24 protein-coding genes are annotated in these 24,477 nt (G+C 43.1%); 20 read left to right on the top strand and 4 right to left on the bottom strand.

Annotated elements, in window-relative coordinates; all coding sequences use genetic code 11:
* Positions 1-110 precede the first annotated feature (110 nt).
* The 18 genes from ACQY73_RS11190 (at position 111) to ACQY73_RS11275 (ending at position 16,352) form a co-directional block, all read left to right on the top strand.
* Positions 111-1,115, top strand: coding sequence for a bestrophin family protein (locus ACQY73_RS11190; RefSeq protein ID WP_428665575.1), 1,005 nt, complete (start codon positions 111-113; stop codon positions 1,113-1,115).
* A gap of 67 nt (positions 1,116-1,182) precedes the next feature.
* Positions 1,183-1,704 carry a class I SAM-dependent methyltransferase gene (locus tag ACQY73_RS11195; protein ID WP_428665577.1) on the top strand — a complete coding sequence of 174 codons (522 nt, stop codon included), beginning with the start codon at positions 1,183-1,185 and terminating at the stop codon, positions 1,702-1,704.
* A gap of 133 nt (positions 1,705-1,837) precedes the next feature.
* A complete protein-coding gene (locus ACQY73_RS11200) occupies positions 1,838-2,335 on the top strand; it encodes a DUF1772 domain-containing protein (RefSeq protein WP_428665579.1) in 498 nt (165 codons plus the stop codon).
* A gap of 224 nt (positions 2,336-2,559) precedes the next feature.
* Complete coding sequence (locus tag ACQY73_RS11205) at positions 2,560-2,820, top strand: hypothetical protein (RefSeq protein ID WP_428665582.1); 261 nt, start codon at positions 2,560-2,562, stop codon at positions 2,818-2,820.
* A gap of 29 nt (positions 2,821-2,849) precedes the next feature.
* Complete coding sequence (locus ACQY73_RS11210; RefSeq protein ID WP_428665584.1) at positions 2,850-3,353, top strand: hypothetical protein; 504 nt, start codon at positions 2,850-2,852, stop codon at positions 3,351-3,353.
* Positions 3,354-3,380: 27 nt separating this feature from the next.
* Positions 3,381-3,722 carry a hypothetical protein gene (locus ACQY73_RS11215; RefSeq protein WP_428665587.1) on the top strand — a complete coding sequence of 114 codons (342 nt, stop codon included), beginning with the start codon at positions 3,381-3,383 and terminating at the stop codon, positions 3,720-3,722.
* Positions 3,723-3,736: 14 nt separating this feature from the next.
* The gene (locus tag ACQY73_RS11220) at positions 3,737-4,093 is read left to right on the top strand and encodes a nuclear transport factor 2 family protein (RefSeq protein WP_428665590.1); all 357 of its coding nucleotides are present in this window, start codon (positions 3,737-3,739) and stop codon (positions 4,091-4,093) included.
* A gap of 78 nt (positions 4,094-4,171) precedes the next feature.
* Entirely contained in the window at positions 4,172-4,546 is a 375-nt protein-coding gene (locus ACQY73_RS11225) for an iron chaperone (protein ID WP_428665592.1), read from the top strand.
* Positions 4,547-4,669: 123 nt separating this feature from the next.
* On the top strand, positions 4,670-5,098 hold the full coding sequence (locus ACQY73_RS11230) for an OsmC family protein (protein WP_428665595.1): 429 nt from the start codon (positions 4,670-4,672) through the stop codon (positions 5,096-5,098).
* 136 nt (positions 5,099-5,234) lie between these two features.
* On the top strand, positions 5,235-5,930 hold the full coding sequence (locus tag ACQY73_RS11235) for a response regulator transcription factor (RefSeq protein ID WP_428665598.1): 696 nt from the start codon (positions 5,235-5,237) through the stop codon (positions 5,928-5,930).
* Entirely contained in the window at positions 5,927-7,303 is a 1,377-nt protein-coding gene (locus ACQY73_RS11240) for a sensor histidine kinase (protein WP_428665601.1), read from the top strand. Before ACQY73_RS11235 ends, ACQY73_RS11240 begins: the two co-directional genes overlap by 4 nt.
* 87 nt (positions 7,304-7,390) lie before the next feature.
* Positions 7,391-7,870, top strand: coding sequence for a hypothetical protein (locus ACQY73_RS11245; RefSeq protein WP_428665604.1), 480 nt, complete (start codon positions 7,391-7,393; stop codon positions 7,868-7,870).
* A 7-nt stretch (positions 7,871-7,877) separates the two neighbouring features.
* Positions 7,878-9,281 carry a SulP family inorganic anion transporter gene (locus ACQY73_RS11250; protein WP_428665607.1) on the top strand — a complete coding sequence of 468 codons (1,404 nt, stop codon included), beginning with the start codon at positions 7,878-7,880 and terminating at the stop codon, positions 9,279-9,281.
* 235 nt (positions 9,282-9,516) lie between these two features.
* Complete coding sequence (locus ACQY73_RS11255; protein ID WP_428665610.1) at positions 9,517-10,029, top strand: group II truncated hemoglobin; 513 nt, start codon at positions 9,517-9,519, stop codon at positions 10,027-10,029.
* A gap of 14 nt (positions 10,030-10,043) precedes the next feature.
* Entirely contained in the window at positions 10,044-10,592 is a 549-nt protein-coding gene (locus tag ACQY73_RS11260) for a GNAT family N-acetyltransferase (protein WP_428665613.1), read from the top strand.
* Between the two features lie 72 nt (positions 10,593-10,664).
* Positions 10,665-14,033, top strand: a complete 3,369-nt coding sequence (locus ACQY73_RS11265) for an SNF2-related protein (RefSeq protein WP_428665616.1) — start codon at positions 10,665-10,667, stop codon at positions 14,031-14,033.
* A gap of 573 nt (positions 14,034-14,606) precedes the next feature.
* The gene (locus ACQY73_RS11270; RefSeq protein ID WP_428665619.1) at positions 14,607-15,047 is read left to right on the top strand and encodes an SRPBCC domain-containing protein; all 441 of its coding nucleotides are present in this window, start codon (positions 14,607-14,609) and stop codon (positions 15,045-15,047) included.
* Positions 15,048-15,368: 321 nt separating this feature from the next.
* Complete coding sequence (locus tag ACQY73_RS11275) at positions 15,369-16,352, top strand: hypothetical protein (RefSeq protein WP_428665622.1); 984 nt, start codon at positions 15,369-15,371, stop codon at positions 16,350-16,352.
* Between the two features lie 93 nt (positions 16,353-16,445).
* On the opposite strand, the gene ACQY73_RS11280 is transcribed toward ACQY73_RS11275, so the two are convergent.
* From ACQY73_RS11280 to ACQY73_RS11295, 4 genes are all read right to left on the bottom strand, one after another.
* Positions 16,446-16,904, bottom strand: coding sequence for a GNAT family N-acetyltransferase (locus ACQY73_RS11280; RefSeq protein WP_428665625.1), 459 nt, complete (start codon positions 16,902-16,904; stop codon positions 16,446-16,448).
* A complete protein-coding gene (locus ACQY73_RS11285) occupies positions 16,901-17,233 on the bottom strand; it encodes an HNH endonuclease (protein WP_428665627.1) in 333 nt (110 codons plus the stop codon). The genes ACQY73_RS11280 and ACQY73_RS11285 overlap by 4 nt, the downstream gene beginning before the upstream one ends.
* 86 nt (positions 17,234-17,319) lie before the next feature.
* A complete protein-coding gene (locus tag ACQY73_RS11290) occupies positions 17,320-17,556 on the bottom strand; it encodes a hypothetical protein (protein WP_428665630.1) in 237 nt (78 codons plus the stop codon).
* A gap of 69 nt (positions 17,557-17,625) precedes the next feature.
* A complete protein-coding gene (locus ACQY73_RS11295; protein ID WP_428665633.1) occupies positions 17,626-20,739 on the bottom strand; it encodes a cyclic nucleotide-binding domain-containing protein in 3,114 nt (1,037 codons plus the stop codon).
* Positions 20,740-20,843: 104 nt separating this feature from the next.
* On the opposite strand from ACQY73_RS11295, the gene ACQY73_RS11300 reads away from it, so the two are divergent.
* A complete protein-coding gene (locus ACQY73_RS11300; RefSeq protein ID WP_428665635.1) occupies positions 20,844-22,220 on the top strand; it encodes an ATP-binding protein in 1,377 nt (458 codons plus the stop codon).
* A 13-nt stretch (positions 22,221-22,233) separates the two neighbouring features.
* Positions 22,234-24,417 (top strand): sensor histidine kinase, encoded by a 2,184-nt coding sequence (locus tag ACQY73_RS11305; RefSeq protein ID WP_428665638.1) that lies wholly within the window; start codon positions 22,234-22,236, stop codon positions 24,415-24,417.
* Positions 24,418-24,477: the final 60 nt, after the last annotated feature.

Raw genomic sequence — 24,477 nt, forward strand, 5'->3', positions numbered from 1 at the left:
CCGCTTTCGAAGTGATGTTGCACACTCCAATGCCACTGCCGGTCAGCGAATACAACCTATTGAAGCAGTAAGCGACATTTTAATTCAACCCTAAATCGCCTCTAATCATAATGCACGCAGGAAGTCATTACACTATCAAAGAATTTTTACTTTGGACCCGTCGCGAAATTTATATTTTACTGGTTTTAGCCATCGTTCCTACCGTTCTGTATCACTATTTGGGTTGGCATTGGCTGGCAGTTCCGTGGGTGCCCATTACGTTGGTCGGTACGGCGGCAGCGTTTATTGTGGGGTTTAAAAATACTCAAACCTACAATCGTCTCTGGGAAGCGCGACAAATCTGGGGAGCCATAGTCAACGGCAGCCGGGCGTGGGGAATCATGGTCAAAGATGGGGTGATTGCCCCGGATGCGGCGGCTGATGCCAAAGTCATTCATCGGCAGTTGATCTACCGCCATATTGCCTGGCTGACGGCACTGCGGTTTCAGTTGAGGGAATCACGAGCGTGGGAAAATATGAATAAGAGTTATAATAAAGAATACAGTCAATTCTTTACCGTTGCCGAAAAAGTACAAAAGCTTGATGAAGAACTCAAAAAATTCCTTTCCGCCGACGAATTAGCCTACGTGCTCAGCAAGAAAAATCGCGCTACGCACATCATCAGCCTGCAATCGAAGCACTTGCGCGAACTCAAACAACAGCAATACATTGAATCGCTGAGTTATATTGAGCTGGAAAATCTGTTGGTAAATTTTTATGAACAACAGGGTAAATGTGAGCGCATCAAAAACTTTCCGTATCCCCGTCAGTTTGCTTCCATCAACTTATTTTTTGTGCGGCTTTTTGTATTTATGGTTCCGTTCGGAATGTTGAAAGAATTTGAAAAACTTGGCGAGCACATGGTTTGGCTGACCATTCCGTTCAGCGTATTGGTCTCGTGGGTATTTTCAAGCATGGAAAAAGTGGGAGAAAGTACCGAAAATCCCTTTGAGGGCGGAGCGAATGATGTCCCCATTACGTCGATGAGTCGCACGATTGAAATAGACCTGCGGGAAATGTTGGACGAAACCGATCTGCCGCCCGCCATTCAGGCCGTAAATAATATTTTGATGTAAAGGCATTCATTCAGACTTGGCAAGTTCCCAAAACTTGCCAAGTCTAAGTGCAATTTTGATATAACATATGGAATTAAAAGATGCCATTAAACTCATCGATGGATTAGGAAAAAGTATAGCTCCTGAAATCTGGGCAGATCTGGGCTGCGGTTCGGGGCTGTTTACGTATGCACTGGCCAACTTGCTTCCATCTGAAAGTTTGATCTATGCAGTGGACAAAAGCCCCATATCGCTTGACAATCAACCCAATCCCAATAAAATTACCATTCAGAAAAAGCAATTGGATTTTGTGAATGAATCACTTGACTTTGCGAAATTAGACGGTGTTTTGATGGCCAATTCTCTGCATTTTGTCCGCGATAAAGTTTCTTTTCTGAACAAACTCCAACAATCTGTTAAAGTCACCGGCCGCCTGTTGATCGTTGAATACGACACGGATACCCCTAATCCGTGGGTTCCGTACCCAACGAGTTTTAAAACCCTGAAAAGCCTGTTGGAAAAGCTTGGCTACACCACTATTCGCAAGTTGGGCGAGCGCCCTTCTCTTTACCAAAAAGGGTCTATTTACGCTGTTATCGTTACTGTATAGATGTCACGCAGAAGCGCAAAGATTTGATGCAGAGTTTGTAAAAAAAGGGCTGTCGTTTCAATTTGCTTTACAAATTCACCTATTTTGGTGTTATTGAAAGGCCATTCTTTTTTTAACCTTCATCCCTAACGTTATGCTTTCATTTCAGAACATATCGCTGTTTATAACGACTTTATTCTCAGGCTTAATTGCCGGATTGATGTATAGTTATTCGTATTCGGTCAATAATGGGTTAAAAGCATTGCCTGACGAAGCCTATTTAAGAGCGATGCAATCCATCAATATTGCCATCCAAAATCCTTATTTTTTCAGTTGCTTTCTCGGTTTGGTTCTGTTATATCCGATTGCATCCCGGGGTTTATACACCCAACCTCCCGCAACCTCTTTTTATTTAATGCTCACGGCAACCGCACTGTATCTCATTGGTGTTTTTGGGATAACCGTTTTTGGCAATGTTCCGTTGAACAATCAATTAGCTACGTTTGATATTTCAAAAGCTTCTCAAAATGACCTTGCAACCATGAGGAGTGTTTTCGAAAATGCGTGGAATCAGTACCACTTCATTAGAACCGTTGCGGCAATTCTTGCCTTTGGATGTACTATTTTAGCGCTGTTTAAAAACAAATTTTAATTTAACTCCTTCTCCAATTAAGTATACTTTGCATTATTTGTTTGACGGCAGCGGCCGACCGTCCCGGATGGGGCGGCCGGCCGCTGCCGTCAAACAACTGCGAAATACATCAAACTATTTTAGCAAATGTACTTATACAGTGATAACCGTCACTTAAATAAAGTGACCAAAATCAGTTGGAAGTATTTTAAGGTTATGAATATTTAACCTTAAAACGTATCGCTATGAACTTCTTCAAAATCAAAACAACTTGGTCAAATGCAGAATTTATTCCATTAAAGTTATGCATCGCGGCGGCCTATCTCCTGCTTGGCGCTTATTTCCACGATTTTTTTATTACATATTTCATTCCGGTGCTTGTGGTGTTTGTGATCACCGTGATCTGGACCGTTTATTTATGGACGGACTATAAGAACTATTTTGCATTAGATTGTTTGACCCCATCCGGGGTCAAACAATCTAATTTTAAACAGGGATTTAGCTAAAATAAAACGTAAATTCGCTTTGCATATAAATGGCAAAATCAAGCCTCATCCGGAAGTATTTCTACAATTGTTTTCTTTTAACGCTGCCCATTTTAATCTGGAACCTTGCGCTGACAAACAGCCTTCCCAAAACTTTTCAGCCCGAAATATTTTGGAATACCATTCCGCTTTTTTTAGCTTACGGAGAAAATACCGCAAGAACAGTTGTATTTATATTGACGCTGTTTATGCCTCTGCATATTGTGACACCTACCCAGCGAAAAGGGCTTTTAATCTATGTATCAGGGCTTTTAATCTACTTCATTTCGTGGCTTTTGTTGATTTTTTTTCCAAGCAGCGCATGGAGCAACAGCATCATAGGATTTTCTGCACCCGCTTATACGCCTTTGTTGTGGCTGACAGGAATCGGGCTTATGGGAAATTCGTTCTATTTCAGCTTGCCTTATAAACGTTGGATCTTTCTTACCGTTTCAGTTATTTTTTTAGTATTTCATAACCTTCACACCTGCCTCATTTATTATAGAACGCATTAATAAATGCTGATAAATTATCAAATTGGCATGAGCAAAAATTCAAAACTTATACTTGTCAAAAGCATTCACACCGCAGTTTGGTTGTTTTTCAATGCAGTTATATTTTATTTGTTAGTTGCTGTTATCATTGGCAAGATTGACCAATGGGTTTGGATCTGCATTGGCCTGATCGCTTTGGAAGGACTTACGCTACTTGTTTTCAAAAACGTTTGTCCAATCACTCTGATCGCCCGAAAGTATTCAAATTCGGAGAAAGACAATTTTGATATTTATTTGCCTAATTGGTTGGCCAAATACAACAAATTGATTTATACAACCATCGTTTTCATCGCAATCCTTATTTTAGGTTACCGATTATTTACCCGATAAAATTCTATAATACAATGGACGCACTTACTCGTTTTTTTCAGGAACTGTATCAAAATTTTAACGCACGACAAATAGCCTTGGTCGTTGCTCAAATGACCAAAAACGTAAAATGGGCCAATGGCATGGAGGGTGGTTATGTATATGGACACGAAGGCGTGACAGATTATTGGACAAGACAGTTTGCGGTCGTAAGTTCAAACGTAACTCCGCTACAAATTGAAATAGAAGATGATGTTGTAAAAATAAACGTTCATCAGGTGGTTCATGACTTGGCGGGTAACCTTTTGGCCGATGAGTTTGTGTATCATTTATTTCGCCTCAGAGACGGCAAAGTCGCAGAATTCGAGATCGGTGAAAAGATAAAGGCGTAATTTTTCACCTGCTAATATCAGAGTAAAACAGCTCATTTCACCACTTTACGTCAGATCAGCCTAAACAATCTCATAACCATGACAACTGCCGCTCCCAAAGACATTGACGAATACATCGCCGGCTTTCCGCAAGACATCCAAAATATACTGGAACAAGTACGGGCAACCGTGAAGGCTGCTGCACCGGAAGCCGAAGAAGCCATCAAATATGTCATGCCGACCTTCGTCTATAAAGGAAATTTGGTTCACTTTGCCGCTTTCAAAAACCATATTGGGTTTTACGCAACGCCCGCCGGCAATGAAGCATTTGAAAAAGAACTTTCCGGTTACAAATCAGGCAAAGGATCGCTTCAATTTCCAATCGACAAACCCATGCCTTTGGATCTGATCAGCCGAATGGTAAAATTCCGAGTACAGCAGAATCTGGAAAGAGCGGGCAAAAAGAAGAAATAATCCCGCCGTTGAATGCATTTTTGAAGTTATACGTATTGAACGAAGTTTTGCTTCGTAAAGGCATTCCTGTTACTTTTAAATAAGCACACCTGAAATAAATAGAAAGAAGTAAAAGCAATAGGTATGAAAATCAGCGCGAACGTACAAAACAGCCAAGGCAAACATGAAGTAACGCTCCAAACCAACGATAACCTGCATTCTATCACCATTCCTGCCAAATCAACAGGATTAGGTTCAAGTGCCAACGGTGGCGAATTGCTGTTTTTAGCATTGGCGACCTGTTATTGCAATGATATTTACCGCGAAGCCGCCAAACGGAGCATTACCATAACCGGCGTGGAGGTTACGGTAGAAGGCGATTTCGGCAAGGAAGGCGAACCGGCAAGCAACATAGCCTACAATGCCAAAGTCGAAGCCGACGCTTCTGAAAGCGAAATCATAGAGTTATTAAAATACACCGACACCGTTGCCGAAATTCAAAATACGTTGCGCAATGCTACTGCCGTAACGCTCAGTCATATTGAAGCAATAAGCACCAAACTTGGTGCATAGCAACCCCTCGTCGTAGAAGATAGATGTGCCTATGGGCAGAACAAATAAAAAGCAGGCTGTTTGACGGCAGCGGCCGACCGCCCGGTTCTTATAACTTACTTACTTCAAACACGACGATAATAACATAATTCTCTGAATGAAAAAAATACTTCTGGTTGAAGATGAGGCAAGTGTTGTCGAATTTATCAAAAAAGGATTAACGGAAGAAAATTACGACGTCTCTGTGGCTTTTAACGGCGCAATGGCCATGAAAATGGCGTTGGAATCATCCTTCGATCTGTTCATTTTAGACATTATGCTGCCCGATACCAATGGTTTTGAAATTTGCAGCGAATTGAGGGCACGCAATATAAAAAACCCGATTCTTTTTCTGACCGCGTTGGGAACCTCCGAAAACATCGCCATTGGATTGAACATGGGAGGAGATGATTATCTGGTAAAACCGTTCAAATTCATTGAGTTGTATGCCCGAATCAACGCTTTGCTCAGAAGAGCATCTCCCATCGAAGAGCCGCACTTTGAACCGACTAAAAACATGTATTTCATGGCCGATCTGGTCGTAAATGATGATGCTAAGACGGTCATGAGAAACAACGTCGCCATATCCCTTACCGCTACCGAATACCGTTTGCTTCTGACCTTGATTCGAAACAAAGGAAAAGTAATGTCAAGACTTGATCTGTTGGAAAGTGCATGGGATATCAATTTCAATTTAGGCACCAATGTGGTTGATGTCTATATCAACTATTTGCGCAAAAAAATTGATGCCGACACCGACATTAAGCTTATTCATACCATCGTGGGCATGGGTTATGTATTGAAAGAAAAATGAAAACCAAAACAAAAATAGCACTCATCGTAGGCGTGGCAGGCATCATCATCGTCATTCTGTTTGGCAGTGCTGTTTATTACTTCTTAAATACGTATTCCTACATTGATTTCTATAAAAGGCTGGAAGCGCGCGTCAGCATTTCTGCCAAATACAATCTGGAACCTAATGATTTGAATGCAGAAAACCTGCGAATCCTTCGAAACCGGCACCTTGAAAAACTTGAACGTGAGCAGGAATATTTAATAGAAATAACGCCAAGCCTGAACCTTGATTCCATTTTTCAAAAATATGGTCTGCCCAAGGAGTTTATCCAAACATTATTGAAAGCAGGTAAAGCAAGCGAAAAACAGGGAAGTACTTTTTTTGTGGGGTCAAAATACAAAAAAGGAAACCGACAATACCTCGTGATCGTATCGGCGGAGAACTATTACGTATCTCATCACCTCCATTTTTTAAGAAATCTGCTTATCGGAAGCGTCGTCCTGATCATGTTGGTGATCATTTCGCTTTCGGTCTATTTTTCAAAGCATATTTTTGTCCCGATCAAAGAAATTACGGATCGAGTAAAACAGATCAGCACCGAGAACATCCACCTTCGTTTGGACACCAGAGCTTACAATAACAACAACGAGATCATTGAACTTACCAACACCTTTAATGATCTTCTGAACCGAATTGAAACGGCCTTTGAAACCCAAAAGAATTTTATCAGTAATGCCTCGCACGAGTTGAGCACGCCACTGACATCCATCATTGGCGAGGCCGACGTTTCATTGCTGAAAATAAGAACGCCGGAAGACTATCAACAATCGTTGCAGAATATTCTGCAACAGGCCGAACGATTGGACCAGATCACAAAATCATTGCTGTTTCTGGCTCAGACCGGCTACAAGGGCAAGGCCATTGTTTTTGAAATGATCCGAATGGACGAGATCATTTGGGAAACCAAAAGACTGATCGACAAGCTCAACCCTGCCAATAAAGTATTTGCAGATCTAAGCCTGCTGCCCGAAGACCCTAAAAAGCTGAAAGTAAAAGGCAACCGACAATTGTTGCAACTTGCCTTTTCCAATCTCTTAATGAATGCCTGCAAATATTCAAACAACAGTCCTGTCGCCATTTATATCGCTTCCAGCGACACCCATGTAATTATAACCATCAAAGATGAGGGAATCGGCATTCCTGAATCAGAACTGCCCTACATCTACGATCCTTTCTTTAGGGCCTCAAATACCAAACTTTTTGAAGGGTATGGCATAGGATTGCCTTTGGCCAGAAACGTGGTCAATCTCCATAAAGGTCAGCTTTTGGTCAGTTCCGTCGTCAACGTCGGCACTACCGTACAGATCAAACTTCCCCTGTTCCAATTTTAATTCGCATTCTAATCATTTTCTAATCTGACTCTTAGAGACCGCTAATACGGCCGTGGGAGCTTTGTGCCATAAACTAACGTCCGTTTTATGGCACAAACAATATTAATACCGATAGACTTCCGTGTTGCATCACTCAACACCTTAAAACTCGCCTTGGAATCGTACGGAGATACTCGGGTAAAAGTTATGTTGATGTATTCCGAAATGTTGGATGATTCCATTACAGAATTACTGTTTTACGATTCGGATAAGATAATTAAAAGCCTGACTTCCAACGAATTTAAAGAGGCTCTGGAAGTAATTAAAAATCGTTTTGAGGCTACGTTGTGGGGCGATGTCAACATTCTTTTATTTCATGGGAACACCTCCGCCGCTTTCAGTCATTTCGCAAAAGGCAACGGCATTGACCGGGTATTTATTCCGAAAAGCTACCAACTCCTACCTGCCAAAAAAGCGTTTGACCCAACGGCTCTGATTCGAAGGTCGGACATTCCTTTCATCGAAGTAGGATGGAAAATTGACAGAAGCACGACGGAATATGAGCAATTAATCACACTTTTTACCTAGACACTCTATGAACAGACAACATTTCCCGACCACGCCGTTGGGAAGAATCAAGCTTTTTTTTACGCTCTTTGATTCGCGCTGGGAAGATCTGACCAAAGCCAATTGGGTAACAACTGTTTACCGCGACTTCAGCGCCGGTCTGATCGTAGCCATGACGGCCATTCCGATGGCAATGGGCTTTGCGATGGCAATGGGAATGCGCCCGGAGAATGGAATCATTGCAGGAGCGTTGGCGTGCGTGATCGGTCGTACATTTGGCGGTTCCAAATATCAAGTGTATGGACCCACCGCTGCTTTTATTCCGGTCATTGCGGCGCTGTTTGCCAAATATGGCCCGGCCAACGGCGGCGCGTTCGAAACCGCTCATGGTTTTCTGATATTCGTTTCCATCATTTCGGGTGTTATCCTCATCGTGATGGGCATCTTTGGATTTGGACGCTATGCCAAGTTGGTTCCCAACTCCATCATCGTTGGATTTACGGTCGGTATTGCGGTAGCCATTGCCCTAACCAATATGGAGGATATCCTTGGCATTGAGTCTTTTGCGGATCTATTGGGGCAGGATGAAGACATCAAAGGCGGGCTCTTTCATAATTTGAGTGCTGTCTTCCGGAATTTAGACAAGATCAATCTTTGGTCCATCTTCTTAGGAGTGCTGACCTTCGCCGTCACAAAAGGATTGCTGCGTATATCAATATTTATTCCCGGTCCGGTCATTGCTATGGGGTTAGCTACGGTCTTGTCCTCTACCCTTTTGGCCGACAAAGGCATCATTCTCGTAAAAGATATTTATGGTTCTATCCCCAATAATTTCTTCGTGCTAACCCGGCCTTCTCTCCCGATCCTAACCACAGGCGTGATCGTTGATATCTTCTATTTTGTGGGGGCCATTGTTTTTGTATCGGGCGTTGAAAGTATTTTGTGTTCGTCGATGGCCGATAAATTAGCCAATAATCAAAAGACTCCTTTCAACCCGGATAAGGAGTTTTTCGGTCAGGGAATGGTTCAAATTTTAACGCCGTTGGTACAGGGATTTCCGTGTACGGGTGCATTGGCGCGTACGGCCACCAGCATCAAAGCAGGTGCTCAAACACCTTTGGCGGGTTATTTTAAAGCCATCATAAAATTAAGCATGGCCTATTTTCTTGCCCACTATTTGGAATTGATCCCGATGGCCTGCATCGGCGGTATTTTGGTTTGGGTAGCAAGCAACATGATAAAACCTTCTGAGATAAAGGAAATTAAGCACGCCGGCAAATTTGAATTTGCCATGATGGTGTATACCGCCGTGATGGTTCCGGTGACTGACTTTCTGACGGGAGTACTTTCCGCGTTAATCATTTATTTCAGCGTTAAATACATTTACAGAAAAAGAGGGCAAAGCCAAGTAAGTTTAAGAGAACAATCTTAACCGTTCATTTTTCGCTCAAAGGCAACCGGTTCGGTAAATTTTACCGGGACGGTCGCCTTTTTTTTTGTTATTATTACAGAATATAACATCCTTTTCCGGGTAAACTCAGCAACAATCTGCCAATAATCCAAGGAATGAAACAAAATGTCGGTATTTTAGGTCGCCCGTACTAAACATTGGAAATGATAAAAAAGCAACGTCTACTTGATAAACTTATATAAAAAAGTCAAAAACAATGGAAAATAAGAACGCAATTCCAACTCCCTATGAATGGGCCGGCGGCGTGGGTAAGTTTGAAAAACTAACCGAGGTATTTTATGACAAAGTTTTAAAAGATGAAGTTTTAGAACCGGTATTTCGGCACATGTCACCCGAACACTCCAAACATGTAGCGCATTTTTTGGCAGAGGTGCTGAAAGGGCCTAAGTTTTATAGCGAGGAGTACGGCACGGATGCCTTAAAACACATGGTTGGCAAACATATTGGCAAGAGATTGAAAGAAGAACAGCGGAAAAGATGGGTCGAATTGCTATTGATGAGTGCTGATGAAATAGGGCTGCCCGATGATCCGGAATTTCGCTCTACATTCGTTGGACACTTGGAATGGGGCACGCGGGTAGCTTTACTGAATTCACAGCTTGAAGAAAATCCCACTACTGACCAAGACCATATTCCGGAATGGGGTTGGGGCGAAGTAAAAGGCCCGTATGAAATAGTGGGCTCTTTGTTTCAAATGAAAAAAGAATAGTGAGATATTTAATCATGCAACTACAAACAAACCGACTGCTACTCAGAGAAATAGTATTAGATGACATTGAGACCATTCACGAATTACATTCATTGCCCGAAACCGACCGGTACAATACGTTAGGCATTCCCGAAACGATCCAAACCACCGAGCAAATTGTCAAGGAATGGTTGAAAGCACAAAATACTGCGCCGCAAACATCTTATATATTTTGCATGGAAAGTGTTGACACCAAACAGCTTATCGGACTTATGGCGTTAATGATCGGTAAACCGGCGTTCAAAAACGCGGAAGTTTGGTACAAAACCCACGTGAACCATTGGCGAAAAGGATACACTTCCGAGGCGTTGGCGGCAGTGTTGGCATTCGGATTCAATGAACTGAAACTTCACCGGATCGAAGCAGGTTGCGCCGTTGAAAATACGGCTTCGAGCAAAGTGCTCGAAAAAGCAGGAATGACCAAAGAAGGAATGAAACGGCAGATATTGCCCATCCGTGGAGAATGGAAAGATGCATACAGTTACGCCATTTTGGACGTTGATTATTATCGGCAAAATCAATAATCAAGTATTTTAGCACAATCGTTGGTGATAAACACCAACAACATTTTTTTCCAAAAAGCCGTAATCCAATTCATGAGAGAACATCCCTACGAATACATTCTTGAGAATACCAACCTTTCAGCATTTAGTTATTCTGACTTATTAAAACACAGCTCTGATTTTATTGATGCCGGCGCAAGAACTTTTTTTGATATTCAGCCCCAATCCATTGATATCAACGTCGGCGTATTTATCCATCCTTCCACGGCACTTGCTTTTCCCGGCGTATCTGTTTCACAATTAGACCATTCCGTCATTCTTTCCTGCCCTTGCAAAGCGCCCAAAAAGAAACTGTGTGAGCATCAGGCGCAGGTACTTTACAACATTATTGACCGCCCTTACCTACGAATTTTCTTTGATTCTATCTTTCGCCACATCAAAATGCAGGAAGCCGCCAAAGACTATGGATTGGAAGAAGAAACCGATTTAGACGATTTTTTTTACGTAGAATACACCAACAAATCCTTCGAAATAAAACCGAAACTCAAAAATCTTTTTCCTCTAAACAAAGTTACCAACGACTATTTCAGAGAACATTTATTGCCCAAAAAGGAGATTTACCTTCCCGCAACCGCCAATGAATCGCCCACCGGCAAAATGGCAATTGTGTTCCGCAAACATAAATATTACGACCGATTTGGGGTGGAACTTGTTGAAGGTCAGGTAAGCAGAGACGGGAAACTTAAAAACCCTTTGACCGTTGTCGACCCATTGAATCTTATCTGGAAAACCGAACAACTCGAAGAAGCGAAATTTTACACTGCCGTTTCCAAATTCCAACAACACTTTTCGACCGGCAAAACCGAGTCGGCGTTGGAAGCCTTAAAGATCATTGTAAGAAATCCGTTGCATCTGGACGCGTACTATCACGACGCCAACCTATCAGAAAATATCACGGCAAGTTCCATTCTATCGGTCAAACTCCACCGAACACCGATTGACATAAAATTATCGGTTGACCAACGAAAACAGTTCTACGAGATCACCGGCGAATTGATTTTGAACGATAAAACTTACCCGTTGAAAACGCTGAATATCAAGTATGATTATTTTATTCATATAGGCAACACGCTGCATTTGATAACCAATCCGGACATGCTGCGTGTGATTCACTTTTTCAGGAAGAGCAATCCGATCCTGCTTATTCACGCCTCAAAATACGATGAGTTTCGCCAAACCATTCTTGCCGAACTGGAGCATCAAATCACCATTCGCTACGCGTATCTCCGACCCGCAACGAAAAAGCAACCGGTTGAATATACCATTGAAGCGGATCGGGCCATTGAGAAGATCATCTATTTATCAGACCAAAATAATTATGTAGTTCTCACGCCTGTGGTAAAATACGGCACCATCGAAGTGCCCGTTTCATCCAAAAAACGGCTTTACGATACCGACCAAAACGGCAACATCTTTGAGGTAGAGCGCGACGAAGAATTGGAAGTTCGATTTACGTCGCTTGTGGTTCAGCAGCATCCTGATTTTGAGGAACAGCTTCAAGAGATGAATTATTTTTATCTCCACAAAGATCGGTTTCTGAACGAAGATTGGTTTTTGGTTGCCTTTGAAATTTGGAAAAACGACAACATTACCATCTTGGGTTTCAACGAATTAACCAATAACCGATTGAATGCCAACAAAGCACGCGTTTCCATCAGCGTCAGCAGCGGCACAGATTGGTTTGATACGTCGGTGGAGATCAAGTACGGCAAGCAAAAAGCAACCCTGAAACAATTGCATAAATCCATTCGAAACAAAAGCAAATTTGTGCAATTGGACGACGGCACGATGGGCATTTTACCCGCTGAATGGATGCAGAAAATCACCGCTTTTTTTCAGGCGGGAGAAGTAAACGAAGAGGTACTGAAGATTCCCAAAAGCAACTTTACGGACATAGATCAACTGTTTGAAGATGAATTGCTAAGTCAGGAAGTTAAGGATGAAGTGGCCTTTTATCATTCCAAATTCGCCTCCATCGGAAATCTCCGCGAAGTACCTGTTCCGAAAGAGCTGAACGGTGCCCTGCGCGATTATCAACGGCAGGGACTTAATTGGCTGAATTTTTTGGATGAACACAATTTCGGCGCTTGTCTGGCCGATGACATGGGCTTAGGAAAAACCATTCAGATCATTGCCTTCATTCTTTTGCAACGCGCCAAATACCCCAACACCACCAATCTGATCGTGGTGCCTACTTCACTGCTTTTTAATTGGCAGGATGAAATGGCAAAATTTGCGCCGTCTGTTAAGCTGTTCACGCATTATGGACCAAACCGCCTGAAAACTGCTAACGAATTTGACGGCTTCGAAGTGATCCTGACCACTTACGGCATGATTCTTTCGGATATTTATTTTCTGAAAACATACCGATTTAATTACATTTTTCTGGATGAATCACAAGCCATCAAAAACCCTGAATCGCAGCGTTATAAAGCCGTTAAATTATTACAATCCAGGAACAAAGTGGTCTTGACGGGTACGCCGATCGAAAACAACACTTTTGATATTTACGGTCAACTTTCTTTTGCCTGTCCGGGATTGTTGGGCAACAAACAATTCTTTAAAGCTATCTATTCAACGCCCATCGATAAGTTTGAAGACAGTAAAAGATCGGTTGAATTACAGAAAAAGATTCAGCCTTTTATTCTGCGAAGAACCAAAAAGCAAGTAGCCTCCGAACTTCCCGACAAAATAGAAATGATCATTTATTGCGAAATGGGCGAGGAACAACGCAAAATATACACGATCTACGAAAAAGAATTGCGGGATTTTATATTGGGAAAATCGGAAGATGATATTAAACGGAGTGGCATGCACGTACTCACAGGACTTACCAAACTACGACAGATATGCAATTCGCCGGCACTTCTGAAAGAAGAAGCATACCAAGGCGATTTTTCGTCGAAAGTGGAGGTGCTGATGGAACAAATCGAGAACAAATCTTCTCAACACAAGATCTTGGTCTTTTCTCAATTTGTGATTATGCTTGATGTCATCAAAAAAGAGTTGGAAGTTAGAAATATTCCTTTTGAATACCTCACGGGCAAGACCAAAAATCGGGCTTCCAAAGTGAATGAATTCCAAAACAACGACAACGTCCGCGTGTTTCTCATCAGCTTAAAAGCGGGCGGTACAGGGCTGAATTTGACCGAAGCGGATTATGTCTATCTCATTGATCCTTGGTGGAACCCTGCCGTTGAAAATCAAGCCATTGACCGCAGCTATCGCATCGGGCAAACCAAAAATGTGATCGCTGTACGATTGATCTGTCCCAATACCATTGAAGAAAAAGTGGTAAAATTGCAGGAAACAAAAACCAAATTGGTAGGTAATCTCCTGAAATCCGACGAATCCATCATGAAATCACTTTCAAAAAATGACTTACTTGATTTGTTGGAATAGTGATAAAACAGTCAAAGCATTCACCCAATTTTTTCATTTTACATTTATCATTTTGCGGTTTTTCAGCTATCAGTTGCGTACCTACGGCACGCTGTTTTAGGGTTTCCTCTATTGATGTTTCTACAAATAGGTAGTCCCTACGGGACATTTTCAGAGGTGTACAATCATATTTTTTTGCTACAAATAGGTAGTCCCTACGGGACATTCTCAACTATGTCCAATCATGTTTTTCTGCTACAAACAGGTAGTCCCTACGGGACATTTTCAGATGTGTACAATCATATTTTTTTGCTACAAATAGGTAGTCCCTACTGGAGGCTATTAATGATGTGCAAGCTTTTGTAGGAAAATGTCCCGTAGGGACTACCTATTTGTAGAAATGCCGATAAAACGCGTGCCGTAGGTACGCAACAATTTTTACATTTATCATTTTGCGGTTTTCCGGTTACCTTCTTACCTGTCGCAAACCACCTGCTATTTTGTCGTTTTTACACAGTGATGAAGCACCCGGGAGGTTGTAAATTTGTAATGTCAATATAGACAGCAAATGAAAACCGTTTAAACCTACTGACAATGGAAAGATTAGAATTTAACATCGACATTAACGCCTCCAAACAAAAAGTATGGAATGTGCTTTGGAACGACACTACCTATCCCCAATGGACGGCCGTATTTACCGAAGGTTCGCGCGCAGAATCGGATTGGAAAGAAGGCAGCAAAGTTCTGTTTTTGGACGGCAAAGGCGACGGCTTGGTCAGCAAGATCGAAACGCTTGACGAAAACAATACCATGGTTTTCAAGCATTTGGGTGAAATGTCCAAAGGCGTAGAAAAACCTTCTGATGCAAAATCAATGGAATGGGAAGGCGCTACTGAAAGCTATTTTCTAAAAGAAGCCGACGGAGTGACATCATTGGAAGTTGAACTGTTCGGAACCGAAGAGCACAAAACCTATTTTGAAAGCATGTTCCCGAAGGCGCTTGACGTTGTAAAGCAACTGGCTGAGCAATCGTAAATTGTAAGCAATTCAATCGAATACGGCCAAACTCCGTATCTATTTCCACGCAGTCGGTGTTTTTCGCCGGCTGCTTTTTTTGTGCTTGCGAGAATCGACTATTTAATTTCTCCAAATCAACGTTTTCTTACAAATCCTCAAGGTTTTTCTCGAAATAGCGAAGGAAAAAATTCGTATTGGCGTCTAACCAAGAAAAAACCAAAAACGTGAAATTCTCTTTACGAATTCTGCCAAGTCAGTGACCATATTACACCGGCTGGCGTCATAAACGTTGAGTACACATGTTCTTACTTATTTTTCTCCTCTAATTTTTCTTATTCCATGATTCATTCTCAAGTCAAGAAAGCAACTTCATTTTTTTTAGGGGCAATACTGTTGTTCAACACTGCCTGCCAAAAAAGCAGCGAAGATCCTGCCGCCAACACAACCACTTATACCGGCACCGGCTCCGTCACCAAAGGATTGGGGGCAACCACAACCACCAACCTATTGACGGGTTGCAGCGGCTCAAGAGTGGCAGCAGTCGGTACTATTTTATCAACTGACGGCAAAACACCTTGGATATTACCCGCAGAAACGCAATATATGACGGGGAAAAAAGCAACTGATCTATACAACGATTGCAGTGGTGTCAAATTAAGCAACATCAGTCAATTGGACGTAACAAAAGTGCCCACAACCGTGATTGACGCCGATGGAACAGTGATTACCGCTTATGTTTTTGCCGACAATTACTTCGAATTGTACATCAATGGTACACTGGTTGGCGTAGACCCGGTTCCCTACACACCTTTTAATTCCGGCGTTTTACAGTTCAAAGTAAAAAAACCTTACACGATTGCGTTTAAATTGGTTGATTGGGAAGAGAATTTGGGCTTAGGCTCCGAAGCGAACGGCGGAAGTTCTTATTACCCGGGCGATGGAGGCCTGATCGCTTATTTCAGTGACGGCACCAAAACCGATGCCACTTGGAAAGCTCAAACCTATTACATTGCCCCGCTTGCCGATGTGAATGCGGTAACGGAAACGGCGGACGGTAGTCGCTCATCGGCCGGTGCTTCTACCAAGCCCACCTGCGACGGCTCCTGTTACGGCTTGCATTGGGCGATTCCTGCTGATTGGAACACCAAAACATACAATGACGCAGGTTGGCCATCAGCCAAAATTTACAGCACTGCCTCAGTGGGCGTAGACAATAAAACAGCCTTTACCAATTTTAGCTCCGTCTGGTCAACGGCTTCCTTTATTTGGTCGTCCAATCTGATTTTGGATAATGTTGTATTGGTGCGAAAAACGGTTCAATAAACCAAAGGAGTCGCTCTTTATCAAAGCCGCAGTTGGTGTTTTTCGCCAACTGCATTGTTGGCCGTCGTTGGCGAAAAACACCAACGGTTCTTTTTATAATTTCTTGTTCATACAAACACTGCTCTCAACACCTTGATATTGACCATAATTGGGGATGATCTCATAGCCGTTTCGCAAATACATTGCTACTACTGAAGTCTGAGCTTTGAGGGTTTCCAGTATCGTTTCTGAATAGTTCATTGCTTTGGCCCATTCTTCCAACGAAGCCAAAACCTGCGACGCAATTCCCTGACCCCGGTATTCAGGTTTGACGTACATACGTTTCACTTCCATTACAGCATCGGAGTAGGCTTTAATGGCACCGCAGCCCACGGCCACATCATTTTCGTACGCTACAATGGCGTGTTTGATGGCATCAAGCGTATTAAACTGTGCAAAGAACGGATGCTTATCGCCATCTTTGTCTTCCAAATGGGCATCAAGCAGTTTAACCAATTCCCTGAAATCAGGATGTATTGCATCCGTTTTTAGAAGTGTAATGGCGTTATTCATAGCTTTATTGGCGGATAACGCCCTGCTTGCACTAACAGTTGACGAAGTATCACCAAATCAGGTTGATTAAAACGAAATATCTTGACACTTGCTTGGCCAATCCGAGTTTTAGGAAGTATCTCACCCTCTTGAATTTCAAAATGGGTTGCCCATTGATGCATTCTTGGATTAAACAATACTACAATATCTTCAAAATTATCTAATAACGTAGCAAAGTCAGACCCTTTATGCTGATTACAATGCGGACAGGAAAAAGCTAAATTGTCACCGGAATTAGTTCCGCCATGATTTAATGGAATGACATGATCTATTTCGAACGAAAGAAACATATTATCAGAATGGATTTAGCAGTATTCGCACCGAAAGTTCGCGCGTTCAGCTACTAATCGAGGCAATTTTTCAGAAATCCCTCGCCTCATTTTGTAATTAATATCCGAGCACGGGCCTTAGCGAGGCTGATAAACAAATCAAGTGCCAAAAACCGTTCCAGTTCAGCCGCCTGTTCCAAGGTTATTGTACCTTCTTTTTTCAGTACAACCAGTTTCTCTACTTGTTCCGACATTTGTTTAGACGCTTTTAAGGCAACCACCTTTTCCGGATTCATTTGCGCAATCAAACTTGCTACATCACCAAATGCTTCTGTTACACTCATTTTCTTTCTTTGTCAGCTTTATAAAGATAAAAAATCACTTCAACTTTTGTTGACTCTCTACCGATAGTTTTACTTCGCAGCCATCATCCTCAGCTTCGTATTCTGATTACGAATGCGTTGGCAGAGAATACGGATGATGTTGCGCAGTACTTCTCCACGTTCGTCCATCAGATCATAGAAATCGGCTTGATCAACGCGGAAAAGTTGAACATCCGAGAGCGCAATGACCGCTGCCGAACGAGGTTCCGCATCCAGCAATGCCAACTCTCCAAACACATCGCCTCGGCTAAATGTCGCCAATTGTACCTGCCCGTCGTAGATGCCTACTTCGCCATCGTAAATCACAAACATACTCGTGCCCAAGTCGCCTTTTTCAAAAATGGCCTTTCCTTCAAGGTAGCTTACTTCCTTCATAATGGGCGCAATGCTGCTCAATACATTTTCGGGTGTTTCGGAAAAAAGGTCGGTGTTTTTCAAAACCATCACACGCTCTGTAATTGACACTTTGGCGGCGGCAGAAGAATGACTCATGAGTTGTAGATCAGGATAGTTGAACAGTTGAGCAGGTGGCATTCCACGGAGCGTAAGACGAATGGTCCAGTCTGTAAAATGCCGCATCCCTTGTTGAAGAATGTATTCTTTAATGGAATCTTTGCTCGAAAAAGTGCCCATTTGTAAATCGATCTGTTCGATCTTTTCCGCATCCGAGACATCGTCGAGCAACGCGTGTAAGCTCCCGTAGGCTTGGCGCGAAACAATATTTTCAAGCAATTCGAGCGAATTAGCCCGCCGTTCCCGCGAACTGTGCAACACACTGTTTTGCGTATCAGCGATCAGGTCGGGATCATACAATTGCATTAACAGACCAAAAATACGCTGTACTGCTACCTCCTGTTCATAGCTAAGGCTGCTTTTAAGGTCTTCCTCAATGGACTCGGTCTGTCCGTGAAGCAGGCGCTGAACGAGCAGAAGTTCCTGATGAAGGAGTTTTTCGAACAGTGATGAGTCTTTGGAAGTGTTAAAATTTCGCAATGCGTGCAAAGCGGCCGTCCGGACAGACACATGGGGGCGTTGTAATAATTTTAACAACAACTGATACGCTTCTTTGGATTGCATTTGAGCACAAACCGCCACAAAACGCCGTTCCAAATCTGCCGAAGTTGTTTTGGTAAGGCGCTCATTTAACGACCCGACAACTTCACCCTCAACATTGGCAAGACTCTTTGATGCCGTACGCCAGTAGTGTTTTTCCGATAAAAGATCGATCAGTTTCTCGGTCAATACCTCACTCGGCAACACACCGGCCGTTTCAATAGCTGCCTGAACTATCTCCGAATCAGCATGGTCAAAAGACTCTTTGACGAAGTCAATGTATTGCGTCAATTTCAGTGAACGTACAATTGCCAGCGTTGCCAATTGGCTGTTTGCATGCGCATTCTGACGCATGGCTTCCAGCGCTGTCAGCGCAAACGTATGGTTGGGTTGATGCGTCAAAAGCCCCGCAATAGCCCCTTTTCTGACCGGTATATCAGGTGTATACAACAACTCATTCCCAATCGTTGGCGATATTTTACTTACGATCCTTGCCGCTACTTCTCGAATGGCAGGAGAAGGATCTTCCACGGCTATTTTTCGTAATTGATTGGTTTTTAACTCTAAACCTAATTTATCAATCGCTTCAATAGCTGCCAAACGCACGCGATCATCGCGGTGAGTAAACAGCTCCGTAATGTAATCGTGCAATTTATCCTGCGAAATCCCGTGCGTATGGTTGCTACTCAGCCAATCTACCGCATTGATAACCTCTTTGGGTTTATCGCTGTGAAGGTTTTCCAAAACTGCTTTGATTGCCTCATCGGGAATTGCCAGATCTTCCACCGCCACAAACCGCTTACTGAGCGCCTCCTGCAACGTAGCGACGTATTGAAGGTACGTTCGCCGTAAAAACCAAAGCGCAAACACCGCTCCCACTACGATCTCTTCCACCAAAAACCATTGGCCGCCCTGCCACCAATGATGGCTGAGATAAAGCATCAATCCTCCCAATCCAAGCCCCAAAGGCTCATAAAATCCTTTGGCAAGTGTATGCCCGCGCAAACGTTGGTGCGGCGAAAGCGGCTGAAACAACACGAGAAAAACGGGATCAAAAAGCGCACGACGAACCACTTCAAACCCCAGATACACAAAGCAATACGCGACCAACTGCACCGATTCATCATATCCTAAAAAGAAAATAGCGCCTAAGCCCGCCGCCACAGCCAAACCTCCCACGGGCAGTAAAGACAACACTTTATTGATACCGAAATATTCAATTGTCTGCCGCGATACAACCAGTTTTACAAACGTTGCCAACAGATAAGTAAGGGTTAACACGCCTCCCAAATACTTCATCACCTCGGCCTGGCTGTGAAGTTTATATTTTACATTGATAAAAAAAGCGTATTCTACACCCGTAGCCATTATCGCAACGGCGGTCAAACTCAGGCACATGGCAAAAATCAACTGACTGCCTCCAAATAATTGGGTGATCAAACGCGGCATGGTACGCCGCTGAATGGTTTCTGTGCCGTGAGAAGTGGTTACGTGGTGCGAACGAAACGTCAAAACGGCGGTATACATGGCGGCCCAAAAGAATCCAAACGCCAGAAAGAGCAGAAAGATCAATTCCGTATGTCCATGAATCAATACCGCCAACATCCCACCCAAAGCCTTGGCCGGCATATCACCGGCACTGATAACCCCAAATAAACGCTTGCTTTGACGCACGTCAAACACCACCGCCGATACACCCCAAAATTCAAGATTAGTAAGTAGATAAATGGCCCGAAAACCCACCATGATCGCCACCGCCGCTGCAACTGAATGACCAAAAGAAACAAGGACCAGTATAATGGCCGTAAGCACGATCACCGCCCACAAAACCCTTATAACCAACTGGTTTAACCTCAAATGATGCTCAAAGTATGTATATATTTTACCAATGACCATCATCCCCAACGCCGACGCCATATAGGCCAATGGCAAGCTGCTCTCCGGATGGTTTTCGAGCAGGATGACATTGGCCGATACATAGATCAGCATGGTGCCAAAGCCCAGAAAAAAATGATGCAAAAAAAACAGTCCGACGGTTCGAATTTCATCGGCTCGGATTCCTAACGAACGGTACAGGGAAGATGAAGACATAAAAAGTAATCAATATTCGACAAAAATACAGATATTGGAGAAAAAACAACGGCAAGTCCTATATTACGATTTTAATCATTCCCAAACCTTATCATTTTCCAGCTATGAATTTTCTACCACCTTTCATGGTTGCTTTTTTCTTACTGCCTTTTGTTCAAAAGTTTTTGCAAACCAAAGAGCGCCTCCCCGAATGGGATCAGCGCCTGAAATACGCTCGCTTTGTTGCTTTTGGATTATTGGCCGTAGAAGTCATTTCAGATACTGACTTTATTTCTCCTCCGGTTTTCTTCGGTTTGCTGATGTTGGTCTCCGTTCCTGCCTATATACTGAGAGCACAAGTTTCGAATGCGCGTCTGCTATTGTGGATGATCGGACCTTTAGGGCTTGCATTTCTGATAGACAATTTGGCTGATTACTGGGTTCATACTTTTTATAAAGAGCATGATAATTTCTTTGGTTCCCTCAAAGGAATTGCCATGACTGCGAGTTTTATTCTTGCGTTGGTCGCTCGAAATCAGCAAAAAACGTTTGATAAAGCGCTTAAAGAAGAGCGAACAAAACGTGAACAGGAAGAAGAAGCCAATCGCATTTTGGAATTAAAAAAGCTGGATCTGGAAACGCAGGTGGCTGAACGGACGGCCGAAATCTTACAACAGAAAGAAGAACTTCAAAACGCCCTCGACAACCTGAAAGCAACACAGGAGCAACTTATTCAGTCCGAAAAACTGGCTTCGTTGGGGGAATTGACAGCCGGCATTGCCCACGAAATTCAAAATCCACTCAATTTTGTCAATAATTTCTCCGAAGTATCGGTTGAATTGTTGGATGAATTGAAAGGAGAACGGGCCAGAGCTCAAGCCGACCGCGACGAAGGATTGGAAGACGAAATCCTGAACGACATCGTCCAAAATCTTCAAAAGATCAACCATCACGGCAAGCGCGCAGCCAGCATCGTCACGGGAATGCTCCAACATTCACGCGCCGGTAGCGGCAAGAAGGAATTGACCGACCTCAACGCGCTGGCCGATGAATACTTACGATTGAGTTACCACGGCTTACGCGCCAAAGACAAATCGTTTAACGCCAAAATTGTTACTGATTTTGACCCCGATATGCCAAAAACCGAAGTGGTTTCGCAGGATATGGGGCGCGTCTTTCTCAACTTGATCAATAATGCTTTTTACGCCGTTCAAAAGAAAAGTCAATCAGAAATCGCCAATTACGATCCTACCGTTTGGGTTAGCTCCAAAAAAACAGCCGATGAGCTGATCGTCTCCGTTAAAGACAACGGCACAGGGATTCCCGAAGAAGTTCAATCCAAGATTTTCCAACCCTTTTTCACCACCAAACCCACCGGCCAAGGTACGGGATTGGGGCTGAGTTTGGCCTACGATATTGTGACCAAAGGCCACGGCGGAACAATGGAAATGGAGTCGGTGGAAGGTGAAGGGACGACGTTTGTGGTAAGTTTGCCCGTTTAAACTTTATCTCAACATGAAAATCTTCTTTTCATCTTTCCTCTTCGTTGGTATCTCATTGGTTTGTTGTGGGCAAAATCCGTTGCCGCCTATTTATGAGATCAAATCTGATACGGCCTTCCTCCAACATTTCAGTGCTGATCAATGGCAAATGCTCGAGGACAAAGACGGAAAGCTGACACTTAATGAAGTATTGCATTCAGGACACCGATTTCATTACAGAGGCGCAAAAACCCCTACCGATACAGTGAGTCAGACCTATTGGTTTTGGTATCGGCTCAAAAACACCATGAATCGTGAGGCGCGTGTCAGTTTAAACTCCGTGTCAGACTACGATGATTTTTATGTATCTCAACCCAACAAAACGTGGAAGCATCTCCGAAGCGGTTTGATGAATAACTGGCAGCAAAAAGACGGTCTCAAAATCGCAGATGCCGTTCCCTTAGTGCTGCAACCGCAGGAAGAACTAACTGTTTATCAAAGAGTTAAAAACAAAAAACCGGGGTTATCTTCCGACTTTTCCATTGCCCTTGCCGGCACCGACCGAGTCATAAAGCGATACTACATTGATACGGGTGACAGCCGAACGTCTATTTACAACTCTTCGCACTTAAAAGAAGCCTTTATGATGGGCTTTTTGTTAATAACGGCTATTTTCAATCTGTTCTTTTTCTTTACTGTCAGAGAAAGAATGTATTTGTACTTTGCCCTTTTTTTGCTGTTTCTGGCGTTCAACCGAGCTACTAATATCTTCTTTGCATATGCTAACTTGGGAAATAGAGAATTACGGATTTATTCACCGTTCTTTTATGGGGCATGGATATTCATTACCTTTTTTCTGGCGCAATTCTTCCGCCATGCGCTCAAAACATTTTCCTCTTATCCTAAATGGGATACATTTTTTATCTCGCTTGCGGCCTTTCTTTCCTTCAATCAGCTGCTTACTATCATTAGGCAATTTGTATGGGCGAAGGCCATTTCTCTCCTTCCCGATACGAAAATTCAACTACACGGAGCGCTGTTATTCAGCTCTCTTCTCATAACGCTCCTGTTGTTTGTTAAACGGCGTGATCGCTTTTATATCACTTTTCTGATCGCTTCTTTGCCCTACATTCTATTGAATATTATATTCAGTGTTCCGGTATTCAGAATCCTGCTGGTGGGCGATTTTCGGTCGCTTGAACTGGGATGTATCTTCTGGCTGGTGGTGTTGTTTGCTTTTAATCTGTTTGAACGCTACAATGATCTGCAAAAAGAAAATGCTCAGAAAAGCATTGATAATGAGCGTCTGGCCAAAGAAAAAGAAATCGAACGCAATCAATTGATCGCCGCCCAAAATGAAACGCTTGAACGGGAAGTGGCTAAACGTACTGCTGAACTAGAGCAATCATTGGCAGACCTGAAAACCACCCAAAATCAATTGATTCAATCGGAAAAATTGGCCTCTTTGGGTGAATTGACGGCGGGCATTGCCCACGAGATTCAAAATCCGTTGAATTTTGTCAATAATTTCTCGGAAGTATCGGCCGAACTGGTGGAAGAAATGCAGGAAGAACTTACCAAAGGCGATCCCGAAGAAGCCAAAGCCATTGCCGACGATGTCAGGCTAAACCTGCAAAAGATCAACCATCATGGCAAACGTGCCAGCAGCATCGTCAAAGGAATGCTCGAACACTCAAAAGCAAGCACAGGCGTAAAAGAACTCACCGACATCAATGCGTTGGTCGACGAATATTTACGACTTTCTTATCATGGCTTAAAAGCCAAAGACAATGGTTTCAATGTACACTTAGCAACCGATTTTGACCCTGATCTTCCAAAAACAGCAGTTATTCCCCAAGACATGGGGAGAGTATTGTTAAACCTGATCAATAATGCGTTTTATGCAGTAAATCAGCGGGCAAAACAAGGCATTCCCAATTATCAGCCAAAAGTAACAGTTAGTTCAAAAGTCCTCCCTCAGAGGGGAGGGTTGGGTGGGGTTGAAATAACAGTAAAAGACAACGGCACAGGTATGTCAGCCGCTACCAAAGCTAAAATCTTCCAACCTTTTTTTACCACCAAACCCACGGGCGAAGGCACGGGATTGGGGCTGAGTTTGGCCTATGACATTGTGACCAAAGGACATGGAGGTACGTTGGATGTAGAAAGTACAGAAGGGGAAGGAACGACATTTACGATCAAATTACCCATTGGGTAAATGTGCTGAAAAATGCAAATTTTTCGCTTTATTTAACCTGTAAATAAAGCAGTTAACCGT

Origin of the sequence: Runella sp. (genome assembly GCF_965279615.1) — a bacterium.
Taxonomy (GTDB): Bacteria; Bacteroidota; Bacteroidia; order Cytophagales; family Spirosomataceae; genus Runella.

Excerpts from the sequence above, each read along its gene's own strand:
- ACQY73_RS11250 (WP_428665607.1), top strand. The coding sequence starts at position 7,878 with ATGAACAGACAACATTTCCCGACCACGCCGTTGGGAAGAATCAAGCTT.
- ACQY73_RS11275 (WP_428665622.1), top strand. The coding sequence starts at position 15,369 with ATGATTCATTCTCAAGTCAAGAAAGCAACTTCATTTTTTTTAGGGGCA.
- ACQY73_RS11305 (WP_428665638.1), top strand. The coding sequence starts at position 22,234 with ATGAAAATCTTCTTTTCATCTTTCCTCTTCGTTGGTATCTCATTGGTT.
- ACQY73_RS11260 (WP_428665613.1), top strand. The coding sequence starts at position 10,044 with ATGCAACTACAAACAAACCGACTGCTACTCAGAGAAATAGTATTAGAT.
- ACQY73_RS11300 (WP_428665635.1), top strand. The coding sequence starts at position 20,844 with ATGAATTTTCTACCACCTTTCATGGTTGCTTTTTTCTTACTGCCTTTT.
- ACQY73_RS11225 (WP_428665592.1), top strand. The coding sequence starts at position 4,172 with ATGACAACTGCCGCTCCCAAAGACATTGACGAATACATCGCCGGCTTT.
- ACQY73_RS11205 (WP_428665582.1), top strand. The coding sequence starts at position 2,560 with ATGAACTTCTTCAAAATCAAAACAACTTGGTCAAATGCAGAATTTATT.
- ACQY73_RS11200 (WP_428665579.1), top strand. The coding sequence starts at position 1,838 with ATGCTTTCATTTCAGAACATATCGCTGTTTATAACGACTTTATTCTCA.
- ACQY73_RS11195 (WP_428665577.1), top strand. The coding sequence starts at position 1,183 with ATGGAATTAAAAGATGCCATTAAACTCATCGATGGATTAGGAAAAAGT.
- ACQY73_RS11255 (WP_428665610.1), top strand. The coding sequence starts at position 9,517 with ATGGAAAATAAGAACGCAATTCCAACTCCCTATGAATGGGCCGGCGGC.
- ACQY73_RS11215 (WP_428665587.1), top strand. The coding sequence starts at position 3,381 with ATGAGCAAAAATTCAAAACTTATACTTGTCAAAAGCATTCACACCGCA.
- ACQY73_RS11190 (WP_428665575.1), top strand. The coding sequence starts at position 111 with ATGCACGCAGGAAGTCATTACACTATCAAAGAATTTTTACTTTGGACC.
- ACQY73_RS11265 (WP_428665616.1), top strand. The coding sequence starts at position 10,665 with ATGAGAGAACATCCCTACGAATACATTCTTGAGAATACCAACCTTTCA.
- ACQY73_RS11295 (WP_428665633.1), bottom strand. The coding sequence starts at position 20,739 with ATGTCTTCATCTTCCCTGTACCGTTCGTTAGGAATCCGAGCCGATGAA.
- ACQY73_RS11240 (WP_428665601.1), top strand. The coding sequence starts at position 5,927 with ATGAAAACCAAAACAAAAATAGCACTCATCGTAGGCGTGGCAGGCATC.
- ACQY73_RS11245 (WP_428665604.1), top strand. The coding sequence starts at position 7,391 with ATGGCACAAACAATATTAATACCGATAGACTTCCGTGTTGCATCACTC.
- ACQY73_RS11230 (WP_428665595.1), top strand. The coding sequence starts at position 4,670 with ATGAAAATCAGCGCGAACGTACAAAACAGCCAAGGCAAACATGAAGTA.
- ACQY73_RS11235 (WP_428665598.1), top strand. The coding sequence starts at position 5,235 with ATGAAAAAAATACTTCTGGTTGAAGATGAGGCAAGTGTTGTCGAATTT.
- ACQY73_RS11280 (WP_428665625.1), bottom strand. The coding sequence starts at position 16,904 with ATGAATAACGCCATTACACTTCTAAAAACGGATGCAATACATCCTGAT.
- ACQY73_RS11220 (WP_428665590.1), top strand. The coding sequence starts at position 3,737 with ATGGACGCACTTACTCGTTTTTTTCAGGAACTGTATCAAAATTTTAAC.
- ACQY73_RS11285 (WP_428665627.1), bottom strand. The coding sequence starts at position 17,233 with ATGTTTCTTTCGTTCGAAATAGATCATGTCATTCCATTAAATCATGGC.
- ACQY73_RS11270 (WP_428665619.1), top strand. The coding sequence starts at position 14,607 with ATGGAAAGATTAGAATTTAACATCGACATTAACGCCTCCAAACAAAAA.
- ACQY73_RS11290 (WP_428665630.1), bottom strand. The coding sequence starts at position 17,556 with ATGAGTGTAACAGAAGCATTTGGTGATGTAGCAAGTTTGATTGCGCAA.
- ACQY73_RS11210 (WP_428665584.1), top strand. The coding sequence starts at position 2,850 with ATGGCAAAATCAAGCCTCATCCGGAAGTATTTCTACAATTGTTTTCTT.